At 69.8% G+C, this 21,758-nt stretch carries 19 protein-coding genes; all 19 read left to right on the forward strand.

Annotated elements, in window-relative coordinates; translation table 11 throughout:
- Positions 1-79 precede the first annotated feature (79 nt).
- Positions 80-1,060: a TerC family protein gene (locus IT40_RS11660; RefSeq protein ID WP_036754950.1), complete on the forward strand. Its 981-nt coding sequence runs from the start codon at positions 80-82 to the stop codon at positions 1,058-1,060.
- A 227-nt stretch (positions 1,061-1,287) separates the two neighbouring features.
- A complete protein-coding gene (locus IT40_RS11665; RefSeq protein ID WP_036754952.1) occupies positions 1,288-2,457 on the forward strand; it encodes a peptidoglycan glycosyltransferase FtsW in 1,170 nt (389 codons plus the stop codon).
- Positions 2,454-3,557 carry an undecaprenyldiphospho-muramoylpentapeptide beta-N-acetylglucosaminyltransferase gene (gene murG / locus IT40_RS11670; protein ID WP_036754955.1) on the forward strand — a complete coding sequence of 368 codons (1,104 nt, stop codon included), beginning with the start codon at positions 2,454-2,456 and terminating at the stop codon, positions 3,555-3,557. Before IT40_RS11665 ends, murG begins: the two co-directional genes overlap by 4 nt.
- Positions 3,554-4,981, forward strand: a complete 1,428-nt coding sequence (gene murC / locus IT40_RS11675) for a UDP-N-acetylmuramate--L-alanine ligase (RefSeq protein WP_036754958.1) — start codon at positions 3,554-3,556, stop codon at positions 4,979-4,981. The genes murG and murC overlap by 4 nt, the downstream gene beginning before the upstream one ends.
- On the forward strand, positions 4,978-5,253 hold the full coding sequence (locus tag IT40_RS11680; RefSeq protein WP_036754962.1) for a DUF2484 family protein: 276 nt from the start codon (positions 4,978-4,980) through the stop codon (positions 5,251-5,253). Before murC ends, IT40_RS11680 begins: the two co-directional genes overlap by 4 nt.
- Positions 5,254-5,265: 12 nt before the next feature.
- Positions 5,266-5,634 (forward strand): hypothetical protein, encoded by a 369-nt coding sequence (locus IT40_RS11685; protein ID WP_036754965.1) that lies wholly within the window; start codon positions 5,266-5,268, stop codon positions 5,632-5,634.
- Between the two features lie 44 nt (positions 5,635-5,678).
- Positions 5,679-6,167, forward strand: coding sequence for a cell wall hydrolase (locus IT40_RS11690; protein ID WP_373995220.1), 489 nt, complete (start codon positions 5,679-5,681; stop codon positions 6,165-6,167).
- A 115-nt stretch (positions 6,168-6,282) separates the two neighbouring features.
- Positions 6,283-7,203: a UDP-N-acetylmuramate dehydrogenase gene (gene murB, locus IT40_RS11695; RefSeq protein WP_036754968.1), complete on the forward strand. Its 921-nt coding sequence runs from the start codon at positions 6,283-6,285 to the stop codon at positions 7,201-7,203.
- 132 nt (positions 7,204-7,335) lie between these two features.
- On the forward strand, positions 7,336-8,259 hold the full coding sequence (locus IT40_RS11700) for a D-alanine--D-alanine ligase (RefSeq protein WP_036754971.1): 924 nt from the start codon (positions 7,336-7,338) through the stop codon (positions 8,257-8,259).
- A complete protein-coding gene (locus IT40_RS11705) occupies positions 8,247-9,269 on the forward strand; it encodes a cell division protein FtsQ/DivIB (protein WP_036754973.1) in 1,023 nt (340 codons plus the stop codon). The genes IT40_RS11700 and IT40_RS11705 overlap by 13 nt, the downstream gene beginning before the upstream one ends.
- Before the next feature lie 21 nt (positions 9,270-9,290).
- Positions 9,291-10,625 (forward strand): cell division protein FtsA, encoded by a 1,335-nt coding sequence (gene ftsA, locus IT40_RS11710; RefSeq protein ID WP_036754976.1) that lies wholly within the window; start codon positions 9,291-9,293, stop codon positions 10,623-10,625.
- Positions 10,626-10,845: 220 nt separating this feature from the next.
- Positions 10,846-12,462 carry a cell division protein FtsZ gene (gene ftsZ, locus IT40_RS11715; protein WP_036754979.1) on the forward strand — a complete coding sequence of 539 codons (1,617 nt, stop codon included), beginning with the start codon at positions 10,846-10,848 and terminating at the stop codon, positions 12,460-12,462.
- A gap of 235 nt (positions 12,463-12,697) precedes the next feature.
- Positions 12,698-13,636: a UDP-3-O-acyl-N-acetylglucosamine deacetylase gene (lpxC, locus tag IT40_RS11720; protein WP_036754982.1), complete on the forward strand. Its 939-nt coding sequence runs from the start codon at positions 12,698-12,700 to the stop codon at positions 13,634-13,636.
- A gap of 128 nt (positions 13,637-13,764) precedes the next feature.
- Positions 13,765-14,607, forward strand: coding sequence for an outer membrane protein assembly factor BamD (locus IT40_RS11725; protein ID WP_036754985.1), 843 nt, complete (start codon positions 13,765-13,767; stop codon positions 14,605-14,607).
- Between the two features lie 7 nt (positions 14,608-14,614).
- Positions 14,615-16,258, forward strand: a complete 1,644-nt coding sequence (gene recN / locus IT40_RS11730; RefSeq protein WP_036754988.1) for a DNA repair protein RecN — start codon at positions 14,615-14,617, stop codon at positions 16,256-16,258.
- A gap of 236 nt (positions 16,259-16,494) precedes the next feature.
- Positions 16,495-16,995 (forward strand): sigma-70 family RNA polymerase sigma factor, encoded by a 501-nt coding sequence (locus IT40_RS11735; protein ID WP_036754991.1) that lies wholly within the window; start codon positions 16,495-16,497, stop codon positions 16,993-16,995.
- A 1-nt stretch (position 16,996) separates the two neighbouring features.
- The gene (locus tag IT40_RS11740) at positions 16,997-17,953 is read left to right on the forward strand and encodes a FecR domain-containing protein (RefSeq protein ID WP_036754994.1); all 957 of its coding nucleotides are present in this window, start codon (positions 16,997-16,999) and stop codon (positions 17,951-17,953) included.
- Between the two features lie 134 nt (positions 17,954-18,087).
- On the forward strand, positions 18,088-20,613 hold the full coding sequence (locus IT40_RS11745) for a TonB-dependent siderophore receptor (protein ID WP_036754996.1): 2,526 nt from the start codon (positions 18,088-18,090) through the stop codon (positions 20,611-20,613).
- A 259-nt stretch (positions 20,614-20,872) separates the two neighbouring features.
- Positions 20,873-21,758: efflux RND transporter periplasmic adaptor subunit (locus IT40_RS11750; RefSeq protein WP_052095877.1), on the forward strand; the 886-nt coding region annotated here is incomplete at its 3' end.

Here is a 21,758-nt window from a genome sequence, read left to right on the forward strand (position 1 = left end):
TCGAGCCCTGCTCGGTGCCAGCCCGGAACCATTCCCGCCCAAGGCTTCGCACCGGCTTTCGTTCAACGTGGAGCCTGACATGGAACCTTTCTACCTGACCCTGTTTCTCGGCACGCCGATCTGGCTGTGGCTGGTCTTCGTCGGCCTGGTCGGCCTGCTCTTGGCCTTCGATCTCGGTGTGCTCAATCGCGGCGACAAGGAGATCGGCGTCGCCGAGAGCCTGAAGCTATCGTCCTTCTACATCACGCTGGGCGTGCTGTTCGGCGGCTTCGTCTGGTATCAGCTGGGCAGCAATGCCGCCGCGGAATACATGACCGCCTTCGTGGTCGAAAAGACGCTGGCGATGGACAACGTCTTCGTCATCGCGCTGATCTTCGCCACGCTGTCGATCCCCCGCCGCTACCAGCATCGCGTGCTGTTCTGGGGCATCCTGGGGGTGATCGTGCTGCGCGGCATCATGATCGGCGTCGGCGCCACGCTGGTCGCGCAATACGGCTGGATCCTCTATGTCTTCGCCGGCTTCCTGATCCTGACCGGCATCAAGATGCTGTTCGTCGGCGACAAGGAGCATGACATGGGCGCGAACCCGGTCCTGCGGTTCCTGCGCCGCCGCATGCCGCTGACGCAGGAGCTGCACGGCCATGCCTTCGTGGTGAAGCGGCCCGATCCCGCGACCGGCCGCATCCGCCGCTTTGCCACGCCGCTGCTGCTGACGCTGGTGATGATCGAGATCGCCGACTTGATCTTCGCCGTCGATTCGGTGCCGGCGGTCTTTGCCATCACCACCGATCCCTATATCGTCTATACCTCGAACATCTTCGCCATCCTGGGCCTGCGCGCGCTGTTTTTCGCGCTGGCGGCGATCATCCACCGCTTCGAATACCTCAAGCAGGCGCTGGCGGTGCTGCTGATCTTCATCGGCTCCAAGGTGTTCATCGCCGACCTGATGGGGCTGGCGAAATTCCCGCCCGCCGTGTCCCTGGGCATCACCTTCGCCATCCTCGGCGCCGGCGTCGGCTGGTCGCTGTGGCGCACCCGCAAGGACGTGGCGCGCGCCTGAGCGCCAGATTTCCGCCGCCGCGCCCGGCCGCGCGGTTGCCGTCGGGTATTTGAAGAACGGAGAAGGCGGGGCGGCGGGGTGCGAAACCCGGCCGTCTTCCGCGCGATGTCATCCGGGCTGCCACCACGTCGCTCAATCCGCAGTAGCGCGCCGGGTGCAATCGCGCTATGCTTCGGCCCAGACCCGGCAAACGGGCGATGCAAACGAGGCAGTGACGGCGGTAACCCATGACCGAAATGGTCTTTGGCACCACCCCCTTGCGGGCAGGTGACCCGATTCTTCCACGCTGGTGGCGCACGCTGGACCGATGGTCCCTGGCCTGCGTGCTGGGATTGTTCGCGGTGGGGCTGCTTCTGGGCCTGGCGGCCTCGGTGCCCTTGGCCGAAAAGAACGGCCTGCCGCAATTCTATTACGTCACCCGCCAGGCGGTGTTCGGTGCCATGGCGCTGGCGGCGATGCTGGTGATCTCGACCTTCTCGCCGCGGATGGTGCGGCGGATCGGCGTGCTGGGCTTTCTGGTCGCGCTGGTGGTGCTGATGGCGCTGCCCTTCATCGGCACCGATTTCGGCAAGGGCGCGGTGCGCTGGCTGCGCCTGCCCGGCGGCATGTCGGTGCAGCCGTCCGAGTTCCTCAAGCCCTGCTTCGTCGCCATCTGCGCCTGGTTCATGGCCGCCAGCCAGGAGGTCGGCGGCCCGCCCGGCAAGTCCTTTTCCTTCGGCCTCGCCGTGGTCGTGGTGCTGCTTCTGGCCATGCAGCCCGATTTCGGCCAGGCCTCGCTGGTGCTGTTTTCCTGGTGCGTGATGTATTTCATCGCCGGGGCGCCGCTTTACCTTCTGGGGGGCGTGATGGGGCTGGCCTGCGTCGGCGGCGTCTTCGCCTATGGCGCGTCCGAGCATTTCGCCCGCCGCATCAACGGCTTCCTTGCGGCCGAGGTCGATCCGCGCACCCAGCTGGGCTATGCCACCAACGCCATCCAGGAAGGCGGCTTCTTCGGCGTCGGCGTGGGCGAGGGCTCGGTCAAGTGGTCGCTGCCGGACGCGCATACCGATTTCATCATCGCGGTCGCGGCCGAGGAATACGGGCTGATCCTGGTCCTGATCATCATCGCGCTTTATGCCGCCATCGTCATCCGCTCGCTGCTGCGGCTCCAGGGTGAGCGCGATCCCTTCGTCCGCATCGCCGGCACCGGGCTTGCCTGCGCCTTCGGCGTGCAGGCGCTGATCAACATGGGCGTGGCGGTGCGGCTTCTGCCGGCCAAGGGCATGACGCTGCCCTTCGTCAGCTACGGCGGCTCGTCGGTGATCGCCTCGGGCATCGCCATGGGGATGCTGCTGGCGCTGACCCGCTCGCGCCCGCAGGGCCGCATCGCCGACGTGCTGGGCCGGGGCCGGGGATGAGCGACCCGCAGTCCCAAGGCCGGCCGCTGTGCCTGATCGCTGCCGGCGGCACCGGCGGCCACATGTTCCCGGCGCAATCGCTGGCCGAGGTGCTGCTGGCCCAGGGCTGGCGGGTGAAGCTTTCCACCGACGAGCGCGGCGCGCGCTATGCCGGCGCCTTCCCGGCCGAGGTGGTGCGCGAGGTGGTCAGCTCGGCCACCACCGCGCGCGGGGGCGCGCTGGCCAAGCTGGCCGTGCCCTTCCGCATCGGCGCCGGCATCCTGGGGGCGATCCGGGCGATGCGCGCCGACCGTCCCGCCGTGGTGGTTGGCTTTGGCGGCTACCCGACCATCCCCGCCATGTCGGCGGCGCTGGCCCTGCGCATCCCGCGCATGATCCACGAACAGAACGGCATCATGGGCCGGGTGAACGCCGCCTTTGCCCGCCGGGTGGATCGCGTGGCCTGCGGCACCTGGCCGACCCGGCTGCCGCCCGGCGTCCAGGGCATCCATACCGGCAACCCGGTGCGCCAGGCGGTGCTGCACCGCGCCGCCGCCCCCTATGCCCCGCCGGGCGAAGGCGAGCTGCACCTGCTGGTCATCGGCGGCAGCCAGGGCGCGCGGGTGCTGTCGAACATCGTGCCCGAGGCCATCGCCGACCTGCCGGACGACCTGCGCGCCCGCCTGTCGGTCAGCCACCAGGCCCGCGCCGAGGATGCCGAGCGCGTCACCGCCGCCTATGCCGCGGCCGGCGTCAATGCCGAGGTCCGGCCCTTTTTCGACGACGTGCCCCGCCGCCTTGCCGAATCCCAGCTGGTCGTCAGCCGGGCCGGGGCCTCGTCCATTGCCGACATCACCGTGGTCGGCCGTCCGGCGATCCTGATCCCCTATGCCGCGGCGACCGGCGACCACCAGACCGCCAACGCCCGTGCCCTTGCGGAATCCGGCGCGGCGATCCTTTTGCCCGAATCCGTGCTTGACGCCGAGAGCCTCAGGCGCGACATCCGGGACATCCTTTCCGACAGCGCCCGCGCCACCGCCATGGCAGCTGCCGCGCTAACGCTTGCCCGCCCCGACGCGGCGCAGCGCCTTGCAGATCTAGTGACGGAACCGACCCGATGAACGCAGCGACCAAACTTCCGGGCGAGCTTGGCCCCATCCATTTCGTCGGCATCGGCGGCATCGGCATGTCCGGCATCGCCGAGGTGCTGATGACGCTGGGCTACCAGGTGCAGGGCTCGGACGCGAAACGCTCGAAGATCACCGACCGGCTGGAGGCGCTGGGCGCCGCCGTCTTCGAGGGCCAGCGCGCTGAAAACATTGGCGAAGCGGGCGTGGTGGTGATCTCGACCGCGATCAAGAAGGGCAACCCCGAACTGGAAGAGGCGCGCCGCCGCGGCCTGCCCGTCGTGCGCCGGGCCGAGATGCTGGCCGAGCTGATGCGGCTGAAATCCAACGTCGCCATCGCCGGCACCCATGGCAAGACCACGACCACCACCATGGTCGCGACGCTGCTGGACGCGGGCGGCTTCGATCCGACGGTCATCAACGGCGGCGTGATCCATGCCTATGGCAGCAATGCCCGCGCCGGCGCCGGCGAATGGATGGTGGTCGAGGCCGACGAATCGGACGGCAGCTTCAACCGCCTGCCCGCGACCATCGCCATCGTGACCAATATCGACCCCGAGCACATGGAGCATTGGGGCAGCTTCGACGCGCTGCGCAAGGGTTTCCAGGACTTCGTCTCGAACATCCCCTTCTACGGGCTGGCCGTCTGCTGCACCGACCACCCGGAGGTGCAGTCGCTGGTCGGCCGGCTGACCGACCGCCGCGTCGCCACCTTCGGCTTCAACGCCCAGGCCGACGTGCGCGCCGTGAACCTGCGCTACGAGAACGGCGTGGCGCATTTCGACATCGCCCTGCAGGGCGAGGCCGAGCTGAACGACGGCGAGATCCCGGTGATCGAGGGCTGCACCCTGCCGATGCCGGGCGACCACAATGTCAGCAATGCGCTGGCCGCGGTGGCCGTCGCCCGCCACCTGGGCATGAAGCGCGCCCAGATCCGCGAGGCGCTGGCGCGCTTCGGCGGGGTCAGCCGCCGCTTTACCCGCGTGGGCGAGGTGGGGGGCGTCACCATCATCGACGATTACGGCCACCACCCGGTCGAGATCGCGGCGGTGCTGAAGGCCGCGCGCCAGGCGACCAGGGGCCGGGTCATCGCCGTGCATCAGCCGCATCGCTATTCGCGGCTTTCCAACCTCTTCGACGATTTCTGCACCTGCTTCAACGAAGCCGATGTCGTCGCCATCGCCGAGGTCTATTCGGCGGGCGAGGAACCGATCCCCGGCGCCTCGCGCGACGACCTGGTCGCCGGGCTGATCGCCCACGGCCACCGCCACGCCCGCGCGGTGATGGACGAGGGCGACCTGGAACGGCTGGTGCGCGAACAGGCGCGGCCGGGCGACATGGTGGTCTGCCTGGGCGCCGGCACCATCTCGACCTGGGCCAACAACCTGCCCGAGCGGCTGACGGAGAAGGCCGCGTGATCGCGCTGGCCAGCCATCCCGCCACCGCGGCGCTTTGCGCCCTGCTTTGGGGCGTGATGGCCTGCCTTCTACCCTTCGTGCGGCTGCGCTGGCGCCATTCGGCGCTTTGGGCGCTGGTGCTGTGCGGCGTGCCGGTGCTGGGCTGGCTGACCTATCTGTGCGGCCCCGGCTTCGGCGTGCTGTTCCTGGCGCTCGGCCTGTCGCTGCTGGTCTGGCCGCCCTTCGATGCGCGCCGCCGCCGGCGCGCGCTTGCGCAGCGCGGCCTGCGCTAGGGACCGCCGGCGATGATGGTGGCATGGCTGATCGTCGCCGTCACGGTGGCGCTGGCCGCCGCCGTCGGCATCCTGCGTGCCGGCGCCCGCTCGTTCCGGGTGCTGGGGGGCGAACTGGCCCTGCTGCTCGGCGCGGCCTGGCTTTGCTATCTGATCGGCGACGGCAAGACCGGCGGCTATCTGGCCGGGATCATCGGCGCGCTGCTGTCGCTCTTGCTGCTGATCGCGGCGGGGGGCCTGGCCGCAGGCGCGCTGCTGCGCTGGGTTCACGACCGCCTGCGGCCGCCGCCGGTCCTTCGCGCGCCGTTCTCGCAGCCCTGGGACATCGTCGGCCTGGGCTGCTTCGCCGCGCTGGCGGTGGTCCTCAGCGCGCTGGAATGACAGGAAACGGGATGAAAAAGGGGGACGAGATGACGGAAAGCAGGATGCGGGTCCGGGCAGGGCTGGGCGCGATGCTGGCGCTTGCCCTGGCCGGGCTTGCCGGCTGCGGCCGCGGCGGCATGAGCGAGCTGGAATGCATGGAGCGGGCGATCTATTTCGAAGCGAACCGTTCGAGCCGCGACGGCATGATCGCCGTCGGCAACGTGGTCATGAACCGCGTCAGGGCGCAGGGCTATCCCAACACGGTTTGCGGCGTGGTCGGGCAAAAGGGCCAGTTCGCGCCGGGCGTCCTGACCCGGCGAATGGATTCGAAATCCCTGCCGGCGGTGCGCGAGGCCGCGATCGCGGTCCTGCGCGGCGAAAGGCAGCCGGGGATCGGCAACGCCATGTTCTTCCACCAGAAGGATCACCGCTTTTCCTATGACAACATGCACTATGTCCTGGTGGCGGGTGGCAATGCCTTCTACGAAAAGCGCAAGAGCCATCTTGTGACCCAGCCCGTGCCTCCGGCCCCGGTGGACGGGCTGCGCTAGATGCGCGGCGCGTCTCGGCAGGCCGCAGTCGGAACCCTGGCGAGACGCGCCGGAAAGCGGCTGCGGCATGCGGGCCGGATTGACGGCGCGCGCAACGCTGATTAACCACCGCGCCATGACCCAGACGCCTCCCGCGCCCCGCGGCGCCCTGACCCCGAACCGGGCCCTTGCCGACCTGACCTGGCTGCGCGTCGGCGGGCCGGCCGACTGGCTGTTCCAGCCCGCGGACGAAGCGGATCTGGCCGAATTCCTGCGCGGCCTCGACCCTTCGCTGCCGGTCTTTGCCATGGGCGTCGGCTCGAACCTGATCGTGCGCGACGGCGGCATTCGCGGCGTGGTGATCCGGCTGGGGCGCGGCTTCAACGGCATTTCCTGCGAGGGCGGCATCGTCACCGCGGGTGCGGCGGCGCTGGACGCCCATGTCGCGCGCCGCGCGGCCGAGGCGGGGCTGGACCTGACCTTCCTGCGCACCATCCCCGGCAGCATCGGCGGCGCGGTGCGGATGAACGCGGGCTGCTATGGCAGCTATGTCGCCGACCACCTGGTCTCGGTCCGCGCCGTGGCCCGCGACGGCAGCCTGCACGAGATCGCGGCCGCCGACCTGCGCCTCGGCTATCGCCATTCCGAGATCCCCGAGGGCTGGGTCGTGACCGAGGCCCGCTTTCGCGCCGAGCCGGGCGACCCCGCGGGACTGGCCGCGCGGATGGAGGAACAGCTGGCGCGCCGCGATGCGAGCCAGCCCACGCGCGAACGCAGCGCCGGCTCGACCTTTCGCAACCCGGCCGGGTTTTCCTCGACCGGGCGGGCGGATGACAGCCACGAGCTGAAGGCCTGGTCGCTGATCGACGCCGCCGGCCTGCGCGGCCACCGCCTGGGCGGGGCGCAGATGTCGGAAAAGCACCCGAACTTCCTGCTGAACGCCGACGGCGCCACCGCCGCCGAGCTGGAAGCCCTGGGCGAACTGGTCCGGCAGAAGGTGCGCGAGACCAGCGGGCACGAGCTGCAATGGGAAGTCATCCGCGTAGGCCAGCCCTAGGAACCGGCCGTAACCCGCCGTCATTGCCGGAAATATCGCGCGAGACGCGAAAAGGGACTTTTGCGATTCCGCCCAAGCGGCTATCCTGACCCGACAAATACCCGGATCAACCGGGGAGCATGAGGCAGAACATTGGCGGGCAGGTCGAGCAGGTCGGCCCCGAAAGTCGTAGTCCTGATGGGCGGACCCTCGGCCGAGCGCGAGGTTTCGCTCTCGTCGGGGCGTGAATGCGCGGTTGCGCTGCGGCAGGCGGGCTATGAAGTCGTCGAATTGGACGCGGGCAGGGATCTGCCCGCGCGTCTGGCCGAACACGCGCCGGACGTGGTCTTCAACGCGCTGCATGGCCGCTGGGGCGAGGACGGCTGCGTGCAGGGCCTGCTGGAATGGCTGGGCTGGCGCTATACCCATTCCGGCGTGCTGGCCTCGGCCCTGGCCATGGACAAGACCCGCGCCAAGGACGTGCTGCGCCTTGCCGGCCTGCCGGTGCTGGACAGCCTGATCGCCGATGCCGCCGAGGTGCGCGCCCGCCACGTCATGGCGCCGCCCTATGTGGTCAAGCCGAACGACGAGGGCTCTTCGGTCGGGGTCTATATCGTGCATGAGGCCGCGAACGGCCCGCCGCAGCTTTCCGACCGGATGCCCGCGCGGGTCATGGTGGAAACCTATGCGCCGGGGCGCGAGCTGACCGTGGCCGTGCTGGGCGACCGCGCGCTTGGCGTGACCGAGATCGTGACCGAGGGCTGGTACGACTACGATGCCAAATACAAGCCCGGCGGCTCGCGCCATGTCATCCCCGCCGAGATCCCGCCGGAAATCGCCGCCGCCTGCCGCGACCAGGCCGTGCGTGCGCACCAGGCCCTGGGCTGCCGCGGGCTGACCCGCACCGATTTCCGCTGGGACGAAAGCCGCGGGCTGGGCGGGCTGATCATCCTCGAGGTGAACACCCAGCCCGGCATGACCCCCACCTCGCTTGCCCCCGAGCAGGCGGCCCATGCCGGCATGGACTTTCCCGCGCTCTGCCGCTGGATCGTCGAGGAGGCGCTATGCAGGGCCTGAACCCCTTCCACCGCGGCCAGGGGCCGGGTGGTCGGCCGGCGCCGGTACGCCCTGCGCCCGCGCGCCCCGCCCCGGCGGCGCCGCGCACGCCGCGCAAGGATCCGGCGCCCTCGCGCCTGGCCTACCGGCTGAACCGGATGATGCTGCGGCCGCTGGTGCGGCGGCTGGTGCATGTCGGCCTGCCCGCCTTTCTGGCGGCGCTGGTGGCGGGGATCTGGCTGTCGGACGACACGCGCCGGGCCAACCTGACCGGCGGCATCGACGCCATCGTGGACCGCATCCAGCACCGCGACGAGTTCATGGTCAGGATGATGACCATCGAGGGCGCCTCGCCCGCGGTGGACAAGGGGCTGCGCGCCATGCTGCCGGTGGACCTGCCGGCCTCGAGCTTCGACATCGACCTGGAAAAGCTGCGCGAGCGGGTGCTGAAGCTCGATGCGGTCGAGGCGGTGGACCTGCGCATCAAGCCGGGCGGGGTGCTGTCGGCCGTGGTCACGGAACGGGTGCCGGCGCTGCTGTGGCGCCATGCCCGCGGCATCGAATTGCTGGACAAGACCGGGCACCGCGTCGCCTCGGTCACGGGGCGCGAGGTGCGCGGCGACCTGCCGATCATCGCCGGCGAGGGCGCCGACCGCGCCGCGGCCGAGGCGCTGGCGCTGATCGACGCCGCCGGGCCGATCCTGCCGCGGCTGCGCGGGCTGGAGCGCATGGGCGAGCGGCGCTGGGACGTGGTGCTGGACCGCGGCCAGCGCATCAAGCTGCCCGAGGAAAAGGCGCTTCAGGCGCTGGAGCGCGCCATCGCGCTGGACCGCGCGCTGCACATGCTGGACCGCGACCTTTCGGTCGTCGACCTGCGGCAGGAGGCGCGCCCGGTGGTGCGGCTGGGGATGGAGGCGCAGAACGCCATCCGCCGTGCCCGCGGCCAGCCCGAACTGGGCCCCGACGGGTTGCCGCTGCCGCCCGAGGCAACGGCCGGCAAGGCGGCGAAGACCGCGAAGAAAAGCGGCTGACAGCGCAAGGAGGCAGGTGAGATGAAGGATCTGTATCAGGGCCAGCGGGCCATGCGGAACATGCGCCGCCAGGCCATGCAGCGCGGCGTCATCGCGGTTCTGGACATCGGAACCTCGAAGATCGCCTGCCTGGTGCTGCAATTCGACGGCCCGAGCCAGTTCCGCGAGACGGACGGCGTCGGCCCCATGGCCGGCCAGTCGAATTTCCGCGTCATCGGCACCGCCACCACCCGCTCGCGCGGGATGCGCTATGGCGAGATCGAGACCATGGCCGAGACCGAGCGCGCCATTCGCACCGTGATCCAGTCGGCGCAGAAGGTGGCAGGCGTGCGCGTCGACCACGTCATCGCCTGCATCTCGGGCGCGCGCCCGGCCAGCTATGGCCTGGCCGGCGAGATCGTGCTGCCCGCCGGCAAGGTGGGCGAGGGCGACGTGGCCCGCGTGCTGGCCGCCTGCGAGGTGCCCGATTTTGGCCGCGGCCGCGAGGTGCTGCACGCCCAGCCGGTGAACTTTGCCCTCGACGGCCGCTCGGGGCTGTCGGACCCGCGCGACCAGTCGGGCGGCCGGCTGGCCTGCGACATGCACGTGCTGACCATCGACGGCGATGCGGCCAGCAACCTGGTGCATTGCATCCGGCGCTGCGACATGGAACTGGCAGGCGTGGCCTCGGCCTCATATGCCTCGGGTCTTGCGGCGCTGGTCGAGGACGAGCAGGAGCTGGGCGCCGCCTGCATCGACCTGGGCGGCGGCACGACGGGCGTTTCGGTCTTCATCAAGAAGCACATGATCTTTGCCGATGCCGTCCGCTTCGGCGGCGAGCTAATCACCCAGGACATCGCCAAGGGGCTGCGCGTCAGCCATGCCGTGGCCGAGCGGCTCAAGACCCTGCACGGCGGGCTCGAGGCCACCGGCCGCGACGACCGCGAGATGATCGAGCTGGGCGGCGAGACCGGCGACTGGGACACCGACCGCCGTAGCGTCAGCCGCGCCGACCTGATCGGCATCATGCGGCCGCGGGTCGAGGAGATCCTGGAAAAGGTGGGCGAGATCCTGGATGCGGCGGGCTTCGACTATATGCCCTCGCGCCAGATCGTGCTGACCGGCGGCGGCAGTCAGATCCCGGGGCTCGATGCGCTGGCCTCGCGCATGCTGGGGCAGAACGTGCGCATCGGCCGGCCGCTGCGTATCCAGGGCCTGCCGCATAATGCGACCGCGCCGGGCTTTTCCTCGGCCATCGGATTGGCGCTGCTGACGGCGCATCCGCAGGACGAATGGTGGGACTTCGACATGCCCGCCGAACACTACCCGGCGCGCAGCCTGCGCCGGGCCTATCGCTGGTTCCGCAACAACTGGTAGGGGCGCGGAACCCGGATGCGGTGGTGTGGGCCGGCGCCTCCACCACATGCAGCAGAATGGGCAAGATGCCGCCGAAAACCCCAGCATCCACCGCGATATTTGGTGTGCGGGGTGTGTTTTTCGGGTGACGCTCGGCGCGAATCTGGCTAGGCTGGCCGGTATACGGGGATTCGACCGGACTGCGCACATGTCCGGCGCAACAGATGAAGGCAGGCGAGACATGGAACGGCAGATTCACCTGATGCTGAATGATGACCAGGAACTGAAGCCGCGCATTACCGTCTTCGGCGTCGGTGGTGCGGGTGGCAATGCGGTCAACAACATGATCGACAAGCAGCTGGAGGGGGTCGAGTTCGTCGTGGCGAACACCGACGCCCAGGCGCTGCAATCCTCCAAGGCGGAAAGCCGCATCCAGATCGGCCCGAAAGTGACCGAGGGGCTGGGCGCCGGCGCCAAGCCCTCGATCGGCGCCAAGGCCGCCGAAGAGACGATCGAGGACATCGTCGATCATCTGATGGGCGCGCATATGTGCTTCATCACCGCCGGCATGGGCGGTGGCACCGGCACCGGCGCCGCCCCGATCATCGCCCAGGCCGCGCGCGAGATGGGCATCCTGACCGTCGGCGTCGTGACCAAGCCCTTCCAGTTCGAGGGCACCAAGCGCATGCGCCAGGCCGAGGAAGGCGTCGAGGCGCTGCAGAAGGTCGTCGACACGCTGATCATCATCCCCAACCAGAACCTGTTCCGGCTGGCCAACGAAAAGACCACCTTCACCGAAGCCTTCGCCATGGCCGACGACGTGCTTTACCAGGGCGTCAAGGGCGTGACCGACCTGATGGTGCGGCCGGGCCTGATCAACCTGGACTTCGCCGACGTGCGCGCGGTGATGGACGAGATGGGCAAGGCGATGATGGGCACCGGCGAGGCCTCGGGCGAGAACCGCGCCGTGCAGGCGGCAGAAAAGGCCATCGCCAACCCGCTCCTGGACGAGATCAGCCTGAACGGCGCCAAGGGCGTGCTGATCAACATCACCGGCGGCTACGACCTGACGCTCTTCGAGATGGACGAGGCGGCCGAGAAGATCCGCGAGAAGGTCGATGCGGATGCGAACATCATCGTCGGCTCGACGCTTGACCCGTCGATGGAGGGCTCGATCCGCGTCTCGGTCGTCGCGACCGGCATCGACGCTTCGGCGGCCGAGGTTCCGGTGCCGCGCCGCGGCATGAAGGAGCCGCTGACCCAGAACCCCGTCGTGGCGCAGAAACCGGCCGAGGAAGAGCTGCCGGTTCCGCCGCGCCGCACCGCGCCCCTGGCCGAGCCCGCCCCGGCGGCGCGCGTCCAGCCCTCGGCCCCTGCCGCGCGCTATGACGAGGAAGACATGCCGCGCCCGGCCTACCAGCCCGAACTGCGCCAGCCCGCCGCGCCCAGCGACGCGCTGAACGGCGATGCGGGCGGCTTCGTCGCGCCGACCCGGCCGCAGGCGCCGGCCGGCACGCCCTCGGATGCGGTGATGCAGCGCCTGGCCGCCGCCGTCCAGAAGGCGCCCGAGCGCCAGGCCGCGGCCCAGAACCGCGCCGCCCAGCAGCAGCCGCAGCCGGCCGAGCAGGGCCGCGCCCAGGGCCGCATGGGCGGGCTGAGCCGGATGCTGGAGCGCATCTCGGGCCATGGCGAGCAGGCCGACAAGCCCGCGCCCTCGACCATCGCCGAGCGCGTGAACGAGCGTGTCGCGGCCCGCAACCGCGGCGGTTTCGACGCCGGATTCGACGATCTGGCCAGCCCCGACCGGGCCGGCGACAATGTCGAGATCCCCGCTTTCCTGCGCCGCCAGGCGAATTGAGCCGATCACAAAATTCCGGCGACGATTTCGTGAAGGACCGCTTCGGCGGTCCTTTTTCTTTGCTGGATCAAGGTATTGGCGGTTCCGGCCGGGGCCGGGGCGCAAGCCGGGGCCGATTGTTTCACCCCGTTACAAAAGGTTATTTGAGCAATCGGCGGGGGATGCCTAACTGATCCTTGCGCCGCGGATTTCTTGCCGTGGCACGCTCAGTTCACAAGAATCGGCAGGCAAGACCATGCAGACCACCATCGCTCAGAAAGCCCAGTTCCGCGGCGTCGGACTGCATTCGGGTGCGGCCGTGCGGCTGGCGATCCTGCCGGCGCCGGCGGACCATGGCATCGTCTTCGTGCGCACCGACCTGGACCGCGCCCGGATTCCGGCGCGCTGGGACCATGTCACGCCCTCGCAGCTTTGCACCCTGCTGGACAACGGCCGCGGCGCCACCGTCTCAACGGTCGAGCATGTGATGGCTGCGCTGTCGGGCACCGGCATCAACAATGCCGTGGTCGAGGTGAACGGGCCGGAAGTGCCGATTCTCGACGGCTCCGCAGCCCCCTTCGTGCAGGGCATCCTGGAAGCCGGGCTGCGCCAGCAGGCGGCGCCCCTGCGCGCGATCCGCATCCTGCGCGAGGTCGAGGTGCGGCAGGGCGAGGCTTTCGCCCGCCTCTCGCCCGCCGACCACCTGGAGATCCATTTCGACATCGACTTCGTGGACGCGGCGATCGGCCATCAGGAAAAGCGCCTCGACATGGCCAACGGCAGCTTCGTGCATGAGCTGATGGACAGCCGCACCTTCTGCCGCCAGGCTGACGTGGTGCAGATGCAGAAGAACGGCCTGGCGCTTGGCGGCACCTACCTGAACGCGGTGGTCGTGGACGGCGACCGGGTGCTGTCGCCGGGCGGCCTGCGCCACCGCGACGAGGCCGTGCGCCACAAGATGCTGGACGCGGTGGGCGACCTGGCGCTGGCCGGGGCGCCGCTGCTGGCGCGCTATACCGGCCACCGCGCCGGCCACGCCATGACCAACAAGCTGCTGCGCGCGCTTTTCGCCCAGCCCGAGGCCTGGGAATGGGTCACGCTGACCCCGGCGATGGAAAGCCGCCAGCCCGGCGCCGGGGTGATCGCCTCGGCTGCGCGCCTCGCTTCCCGCACCCGTCAGCTGGCCGTCGCCTGAAGGTGGCGGCCCTGCGCCGTTTTTGCCGTTTTGGCATTTTGCGCAGCCCGATTTTCTGTGCTAGGACGACCGGGCCGCGCGGGCCTTCCGCCCATGCGGCGGCGTGAATTTCTGACGGGCGGTATGGAATGACAGGCATCAGATCGGGTTCCTTGGTCGCGGCTGTGCTGTCGTTGGGCCTGCTGGCGGGCTGTTCGGGCGGTGCGGGGAACAAGCCCGAATCATTCGAGAATTTTACCGCCGAACAGATCTACAAGCGCGGCGAATACGAGCTTGAGAACTCGCGCAGGCCCAAGGACGCGGTGCAGTATTTCTCCGAGGTCGAGCGGCTTTACCCCTATTCCGAATGGGCCAAGCGCGCGCTGATCATGCAGGCCTATGCCTATCACCGCGCCCGCGACTACGAAGAGGCGCGGGGCGCCGCGCAGCGCTTCATCGACACCTATCCGGGCGATGCGGACGCGGCCTATGCGAAATACCTGCTGGCGCTCAGCTATTACGACCAGATCGACGAGGTCGGGCGCGACCAGGGCCTGACCTTCCAGGCGCTCCAGGCGCTGCGCGAGGTGATCGAGCAATATCCCGACACCGAATACGCCCGCTCGGCCATCCTGAAATTCGACCTGGCCTTCGACCACCTCGCCGCCAAGGAAATGGAGATCGGCCGCTACTACCTCAAGCGCGGCCATTACACCGCGGCGATCAACCGCTTCCGCGTCGTGGTCGAGGAGTTCCAGACCACCTCCCATACCCCCGAGGCGCTGATGCGCCTGGTCGAGGCCTATCTGGCGCTTGGCCTGAACGACGAGGCGCAAACGGCCGGCGCGATCCTGGGCCACAACTTCCAGTCCTCGCCCTTCTATCAGGATGCCCATGCGCAACTGCGCGGCCGCGGCCTGCAGGCCGAAGCGCGCGGCGACAGCTGGCTGACGCGGGTCTATCGCCAGGTCATCCAGGGCAAGTGGCTGTAAGCGGGCGATGCTGCGGCATCTCGACATCCGCGACATGTTGCTGATCGACCGGCTGGAACTGGAGTTCCGGCCGGGCCTCAACGTGCTGACCGGCGAGACCGGGGCGGGCAAGTCGATCCTGCTCGACTGCCTGGGCTTCGTGCTGGGCTGGCGCGGCCGTGCCGACCTGGTGCGCGCCGGCGCCAGCCAGGGCGAGGTGACGGCGGTCTTCGACCTGCCGCCCGGTCATCCCGCCCGCACCCTGCTGGACGAGGCGGGCTTTCCGGTCTCGGACGAGCTGATCATCCGCCGGGTGAATGCGCTGGACGGGCGCAAGACCGGCTGGATCAACGACCGCCGCGCCTCGGGCGAGGTGCTGCGCACGCTTTCGGAACTGCTGGTCGAGCTGCATGGCCAGCATGACGACCGCGGTCTCTTGAACCCGCGCGGCCACCGGCTGCTGCTGGATGCCTTTGCCGGGGTGGACCTGGGGCCGGTCCGTGCCGCCTGGGCCGCCCGGCGCGAGGCGCGCGCGGCGCTGGAACGGGCCGAGGCGGCGCTGGCCGCGGCGAAGGGCGAAGAGGATTTCCTGCGCCATGCCGTGGCCGAACTCGACAAGCTCGACCCGCAGCCGGGCGAGGAGGCGGAACTGGACACCCGCCGCCGCGCCATGCAGGGCGCCGAGCGCATCCGCGAGGACGTGGCGCGGGCCTTGCAGGCGCTGGGGCCGCAAGGGGCCGAGGGCGCGATGCTGGATGCCGCGCGCTGGCTCGACGGTGCCGCCGAGCGGGCCGAGGGCCGGCTGGAGGCGCCCGCGGCCGCGCTGCAGCGGGCGCTGATCGAACTGGGCGAGGCGGCCTCGGGCGTCGAGGCGGCGCTGGAGGCGATGGATTTCGACCCGCGCGACCTCGAGACGACCGAGGAACGGCTGTTCGCGCTGCGCGCGCTTGCGCGCAAGCATGAGGTGCTGGCCGACGATCTGGCGGGGCTGGCCGACACGCTGCGGGAACGGCTGGGCCGGATCGACGCGGGCGAGGGGGATCTGGCGCGCCTGCGCGAGGCCGTGGCGGCGGCCGACGCCGCCTATGGCGCGGCGGCGGCGGGGCTGAGCGACCGGCGCGCCACGGCTGCCAAGCGGCTCGATGCCGCGATGGCGGCCGAACTCGCGCCGCTGAAGATGGAGCGCGCGGTCTTCGAGACCCGGCTTGCCGAGGCCGAGCCGGGCCCCGAGGGCCGCGACGCGGTGGCCTTCACCGTCGCCACCAATCCGGGCGCCCCGGCCGGGCCGCTGGACCGCATCGCCTCGGGCGGCGAGCTGTCGCGCTTCCTGCTGGCGCTCAAGGTCTGCCTGGCGCGCGGCAACGACGCGCTGGTGCTGATCTTCGACGAAATCGACCGCGGCGTCGGCGGCGCCACCGCCGATGCGGTCGGCCGGCGCCTGGCCCGGCTGGCCGAGGGCGCGCAGGTGCTGGTCGTCACCCACAGCCCGCAGGTCGCGGCGCTTGGCGGGCATCATTTCCGGGTCGCGAAATCGGTCGAGGGCGGTATGACCACCTCGAACGTCGCCGCGCTGACCGCCAGCCAGCGCATCGAGGAAATCGCCCGCATGCTCGCCGGCGAAGAGATCACCCCCGCCGCCAAGGCGGCCGCGCGCGCGCTGCTCGAACCCTAGGCCCGGCCCTGGACGCGGCCGAATCGCGCCCCGCGGCCGCGGCGATGCGCGGTGGATCGCGCGGGCCAGCCCGGCGCTGCCATGCCGCGCATGCCGGCCGGTTGTGACATGAAATCGACAACCGGGCCGCGGCGGGCAAATTTTCGGTGCCGCCGGCAAGCCCAGGATGGAAATACCTTTGTAATCTAGTAAGGATTTCGGACCCGGACGCTTTCCGGGCAGATCAGCGGGGCAGGGTGTCGATCGGCGAAAATCCCAGATGCGAATTCCATGCGCTTTACGCCGCTCATCACGGCTGGCTGCATGGCTGGCTGCGCGGCAAGCTGGGCGACAGCGGCGATGCGGCGGATCTGGCCCATGACACCTTCCTGCGGCTGCTGGCCTCGCGCCGCTCGCAACTCGGCGACCGGCCCCGCGCGCTTCTGACCCATATCGCCAAGGGCCTGCTGGCCGATCACTGGCGGCGCCGGCGCGTCGAAAGGGCCTATCAGCAGGCCATCGCCCATCTGCCCGTCCCCGCGGTTCCGCCCCCCGAAGAGCAGATGCTGGTCATCGAGGCCCTGATGCGGATCGACGCCGTTCTGGCGCGGCTGCCGGCCTTTACCCGCGAGGTCTTTTTGCTGGCCCAGTTGGACGGGCTGACCCTGCAGCAGATCGCCCAGCGGGTGCAGGCGCCGGTCATCACCGTCAGGCGGCATGTCCGCAAGGCGCTGCTGGCCTGCATGGAGGCGGCCTGACATGGCGCAGCCTTGCGGGGACGCCTTGCTGGAGGAAGCCGCCGACTGGGCCATGGCCATGCGCTACGGCGCCCCCGGCGAGGTCGACCGCGCCGCCTTCGACCGCTGGCTGGCCCAGGGCCCGCAGCATGCCGCGGCCTGGGCGCGGGCGCAGGCGGTGTTCCAGACCTTCGACCGGCTGCCGCGCGGGCTGGGCCAGGATGTCCTGCGCACCATCGAACCGCAGCCCAACAGGCGCCGGGCGCTCGGCCTGCTGGGCGGCCTGCTGCTCGTCCCGCCGGCCGGGGCCTTGGTCTGGCAGCAGCCCTGGCGGAAATGGCGCGCCGACGTGGCCACGGCGGTGGGCGAGCGCAAGGCGCTGGACCTGCCCGACGCCTCGGAACTGGTGCTGAACACCGACAGCGCGGCGGACATCGCCTTTACCGCCGCCGAGCGGCGCATCCACCTGCACAGCGGCGAGATCCTGGTCACGACCCATGCCGATCCCGCGCCGGCGCCGCGTCCGCTGCTGGTCGCCACGGCCTTTGGCGAGATCCGGGCGCTGGGAACCCGCTTCAGCGTGCGGCATCTGGAAAACGACCTGGCGCGGGTCTCGGTCTTTCGCCATGCCGTCGAGATCCGGCCGCTGGATGCCCCGCCCCATGTCCTGCGCCAGGGCGAGCAGGCGGATTTCGGCCGCGGCGGCGTCAGGCGACCGGCGGCGGTGGATGACAGCGCGGCGATCTGGGAACAGGGCATGCTACTGGCGCAGGACATGCGGCTGGGCGAGGTGATCGCCGAGATGGCGCGCTATCGCCATGGCGTGCTGCGCTGCGATCCCGCCGTGGCGGGGATACGGGTCTCGGGGGCGATCTCGCTGGCCGATACGGATCGCGGCCTCGACCTGCTGGCGCAGACCCTGCCGGTGCGCATCCAGCGCCGCACGCCCTGGTGGGTGGTGGTCGCGCCGCGCGCCTGAAAGGCCCGGCGCGGGAAATTTTTTGCCGCCAGGGTGATCACTTTTCGGATCTCGTCCGGTGAATGGGGAAAGGGAGCCAGCCAAGCAGGTATCAGCCCGCTGCCCTTCATCCATTCAAGACAGGACGAAGCAGCATGACTTATCTTACCTGCGCGCCGGTGGCGGTTGCCCGCGCCCTCGCGCTTTCGACCGGGCTATCGGCCCCGCGCGGCGCGGTGCGGGCGCTTCTGGTCGGCACCGCCCTGGGTGCCACGATCACCGCCCCGGCCCTTGCGCAGGCGCGCGACTATGCCATCGGCCCCGGCCGGCTCAGCGACGTGCTGGCGCGCTATGCGGCCGCCTCGGGGGTGCAGCTGGTCTATGAACCCTCGGCGCTGGCGGGGCTGCAAAGCGCCGGCATCCGCGGCAGCTACACGGTCGAGCAGGGCTTTTCCGTCCTGCTGTCCGGCAGCGGCTACCAGCTGCAGCAGGCGGGGCCGCGAAGCTATGTCCTGGTCCGGCCCGGCGCCGCGGCGCCAGCGGGGGCGGGCGATGGCGCGGTGGTCCTGGATACCGTCACCCTGCGCGGCGGCAGCGCCACGACCGAGGGCAGCGGCTCCTATGCCACGCCGTCCGCCAGCATCGCCCGCGGCGCCGAGTCGCTGAAGGAGGTGCCGCAATCGGTCACGGTCCTGACCAGCCAGGCGATCGAGGACCAGGGCCTGACCATGATGTCCGACGCCATGGCCAAGACGCCGGGCATCGTCGCCATCACCGACGGCATGGGCAACCCCGAGTTCCATTCGCGCGGCTTCGTCATCAACAATTACCAGATCGACGGGTTGGGCACCTCGTATGATTCCACATTCCGGCCAGATTTCGACCTGGCGATCTATGACCGGCTGGAAGTGCTGCGCGGGGCCGAGGGGCTGTTTTCCGCCGCGGGCGAGCCGGGCGGCACCATCAACCTGGCGCGCAAGCGCCCGACGGATGAACTGCGCTCGGCGGTGACGCTGGCCTATGGCAGCTGGAACAACCGCCGGCTTGAGGCCGATATCGGCGGCCCGCTGGGGTTTGACGGCCGGTTGCGCGGCCGGCTGGTCGGCGTCTGGCAGGACCGCGACTATTTCTACAAGCCGGCGGATGAGGAAAAGCAGGTTCTCTACGGCATCCTGGAATACGACCTGACGCCCTCGACCACGATCAGCGCCGGGATCAGCTACCAGCGCCAAGACGGCACCATGTGGCAGAGGGGCCTGCCGACCTATACCGACGGCAGCCAGCTTGGCCTGCCGCGCGACGTGGCGCTGACGGTGGACTGGGCCAAGCGCGAGCAGACCATCCGCGAGCTTTTCGCCTCGGTCGAGCATCGGTTCGATTCGGACTGGACGCTCAAGCTCAGCGCCGCGCGGCAACGCTTTGATTTCGATTACCTCAACCTCAGTCTCGGCGGTCCGATCGATCCGGTGACGGGTTCTTTCGGCACGCCGAGCGCCTTTTCCGAAGACGACGGCAACCACTCGGACGGGGTGGACCTGAGCCTTTCGGGTCGCTTCGATGCCTGGGGCCGGGAATACAAGCTGACCATGGGCGCCGACTGGCGGCGCAGCTACGGCAAGCAGTTGCGCAACCGCATCGACACGGCGTTTCCCGAGGGCGAAATCCGTCTGGACGACTTCCCTGGTCTGGACCTGCCCGCGCCGGTGCGGGGCAGGGCCGGATCCGGTTGGCCGGCATGGGGCGGCAAGCAGCAAGGCATCTATGCCCGGCTGGACATGCAGGCGACCGACAGGATGCATGTCATCGTCGGCGGCCGTTACGGCAACTACAGGCATTCCGAGACTATGGAGGAGTATGACGAGGACGGAAACGTCACCTATCGCGACACCAGCTGGCGCTGGAGCGAAAACGGCATCTTCACGCCCTATGCCGCCGTCACCTATGACCTGACGCCGGACTGGACCGCCTATGCCAGCCTGACCGAGATCTACAAGCCGCAGGGCAACACTTTTGCCGGTCCGCCCGACAACCCGACCCAACTGGACCCGATCACCGGCCGCAACTACGAACTGGGCGCCAAGGGTGCCATCATGGGGGGTGCGCTGAACCTTGCGGCTGCGCTCTATCGCATCGAGCGCCAGGGCGAAAAGGTAGAGGATCCGCGCTATGAGGACGAGCTCGGCACCTATTACCTGCCGTTGGGCGAGATCGTCAGCCAGGGCATCGACCTGGAGGTCTCGGGCGAGGTCGCGCCGGGCTGGCAGGTCTTTGCCGGCTATACCTACAACCATAACAAGAACACGAGGGAGAACGCCGTCTTCAGCGCCCTGACCCCCCGCCACATGTTCAAGCTGTGGACCGACTACAACCTGCCGGGCGACTGGTCGAAATGGACCTTCGGCGGCGGGGTGACGGTGAAAAGCCGGCACGCGAACAGCGGCACCTATTGGTTGCGCGGCCCCGACGGCAACTGGACCCAGCCCGAGTTCGAGATCAGGCAGGGCGGCTATTCGGTCTGGGATGCGCATGTGCAATACCAGATCGACGAGCAATGGGCGCTGGCGCTGAACGTGAACAATGTCTTCGACAAGACCTATTACGCCACCATCGGCACCCCTGGCGGCGGCAATTGGTATGGCGAGCCCCGGAATGCCACGCTGACCCTGCGCGGCCGGTTCTGAGGCGTGCCGCAAGCCGTCGGCCGGGCTTTCCCCGGCCGATGCGCGCCCGCCTTGGCCTGTTGCGCTTGGGCCGGGGCGGCCCTAAACAGCAGGGACGCCATGTGCAGGGCCGCCGGTCCCCCGACCGTCGCCATCGGACCCTCGCAAAGCCAGATCGCCGCGCCGCCTGCGGCGAAGGTTGCAGGCGTTCCTCATCACTTCCGACGCGATCCGGCCAGGTCGGATCTTCCTGTTTTCGGGCACCCAATGGACCCTGTGCATGAACGCGCTTCTACAGTCCGAGACTGACCTGCCGCCGCCCCTGCCCGCGCAAGCACCCGCCCGCCGCGGCCGCCGCGCCCTGCTGGCCGTGCTGGCGCTGGCCGCCCTAGCCGGCGCGGGGCTGTGGCATCTGCGCGGCGGGCCGCCCGCCGTCGCCTATGACACCGCGCCGGTCATGCGCCGCGACCTGGAAAACGCCGTGACCGCCTCGGGCCGGATCGAGCCGCATGCCCATGTCGATGTCGGCGCGCAGGTCTCGGGGCAGTTGCGCCGGCTGCATGTCGCGGCCGGCGACCGGGTCGAGGCCGGGCAGCTCTTGGCCGAGATCGACGCCGAGGTGCAGGCGGCGCAGGTCGAGGGCTTGCAGGCCGAACTGGCCCGCCTGGCCGCCGAGCGCAGCGAATTGCAGGCGCAGCTGGGCTTTGCCGAGCGCCAGGCCGGGCGGCATTCCTCGCTGGCCGGGCGCAGCAGCAGCCGGGTGACGCTGGAAGAGGCCGAGCGTGACCGCGACGTGCTGCGCGCCCGGATCGAGGCGCTGGACGCCACCATCCGCCGCAGTCGCGCCGGGTTGCGGGCCGAGGAGGCGACGCTGGCCCGCTCGCGCATCACCTCGCCCATGGCCGGCACCGTGGTCGCGGCGCTGGCACGCGAGGGGCAGACGCTGAACGCCAATTACGACACGCCGCTGATCCTGCGCATCGCCGACCTGGCCACCATGACGGTGCGCAGCGACGTCTCCGAGGCGGATGTGGTGCATCTGCGCCCCGGCATGCCGGTCTGGTTCACCACGCTCGGCTTTCCCGACCGCAAGCATCGCGCCACCCTGCGCCAGGTGCTGCCCGCGCCGCCGGTCAAGGAGGGCGAGGAGGCCAATTCCGTCGTCA

This window comes from Paracoccus versutus (assembly GCF_000763885.1).
Classification (GTDB): domain Bacteria; phylum Pseudomonadota; class Alphaproteobacteria; order Rhodobacterales; family Rhodobacteraceae; genus Paracoccus; species Paracoccus versutus.

Excerpts from the sequence above, each read along its gene's own strand:
- IT40_RS11660 (WP_036754950.1), top strand. The coding sequence starts at position 80 with ATGGAACCTTTCTACCTGACCCTGTTTCTCGGCACGCCGATCTGGCTG.
- IT40_RS11665 (WP_036754952.1), top strand. The coding sequence starts at position 1,288 with ATGACCGAAATGGTCTTTGGCACCACCCCCTTGCGGGCAGGTGACCCG.
- murG (WP_036754955.1), top strand. The coding sequence starts at position 2,454 with ATGAGCGACCCGCAGTCCCAAGGCCGGCCGCTGTGCCTGATCGCTGCC.
- murC (WP_036754958.1), top strand. The coding sequence starts at position 3,554 with ATGAACGCAGCGACCAAACTTCCGGGCGAGCTTGGCCCCATCCATTTC.
- IT40_RS11685 (WP_036754965.1), top strand. The coding sequence starts at position 5,266 with ATGATGGTGGCATGGCTGATCGTCGCCGTCACGGTGGCGCTGGCCGCC.
- IT40_RS11690 (WP_373995220.1), top strand. The coding sequence starts at position 5,679 with ATGCGGGTCCGGGCAGGGCTGGGCGCGATGCTGGCGCTTGCCCTGGCC.
- murB (WP_036754968.1), top strand. The coding sequence starts at position 6,283 with ATGACCCAGACGCCTCCCGCGCCCCGCGGCGCCCTGACCCCGAACCGG.
- IT40_RS11705 (WP_036754973.1), top strand. The coding sequence starts at position 8,247 with ATGCAGGGCCTGAACCCCTTCCACCGCGGCCAGGGGCCGGGTGGTCGG.
- ftsA (WP_036754976.1), top strand. The coding sequence starts at position 9,291 with ATGAAGGATCTGTATCAGGGCCAGCGGGCCATGCGGAACATGCGCCGC.
- ftsZ (WP_036754979.1), top strand. The coding sequence starts at position 10,846 with ATGGAACGGCAGATTCACCTGATGCTGAATGATGACCAGGAACTGAAG.
- lpxC (WP_036754982.1), top strand. The coding sequence starts at position 12,698 with ATGCAGACCACCATCGCTCAGAAAGCCCAGTTCCGCGGCGTCGGACTG.
- IT40_RS11725 (WP_036754985.1), top strand. The coding sequence starts at position 13,765 with ATGACAGGCATCAGATCGGGTTCCTTGGTCGCGGCTGTGCTGTCGTTG.
- recN (WP_036754988.1), top strand. The coding sequence starts at position 14,615 with ATGCTGCGGCATCTCGACATCCGCGACATGTTGCTGATCGACCGGCTG.
- IT40_RS11740 (WP_036754994.1), top strand. The coding sequence starts at position 16,997 with ATGGCGCAGCCTTGCGGGGACGCCTTGCTGGAGGAAGCCGCCGACTGG.
- IT40_RS11745 (WP_036754996.1), top strand. The coding sequence starts at position 18,088 with ATGACTTATCTTACCTGCGCGCCGGTGGCGGTTGCCCGCGCCCTCGCG.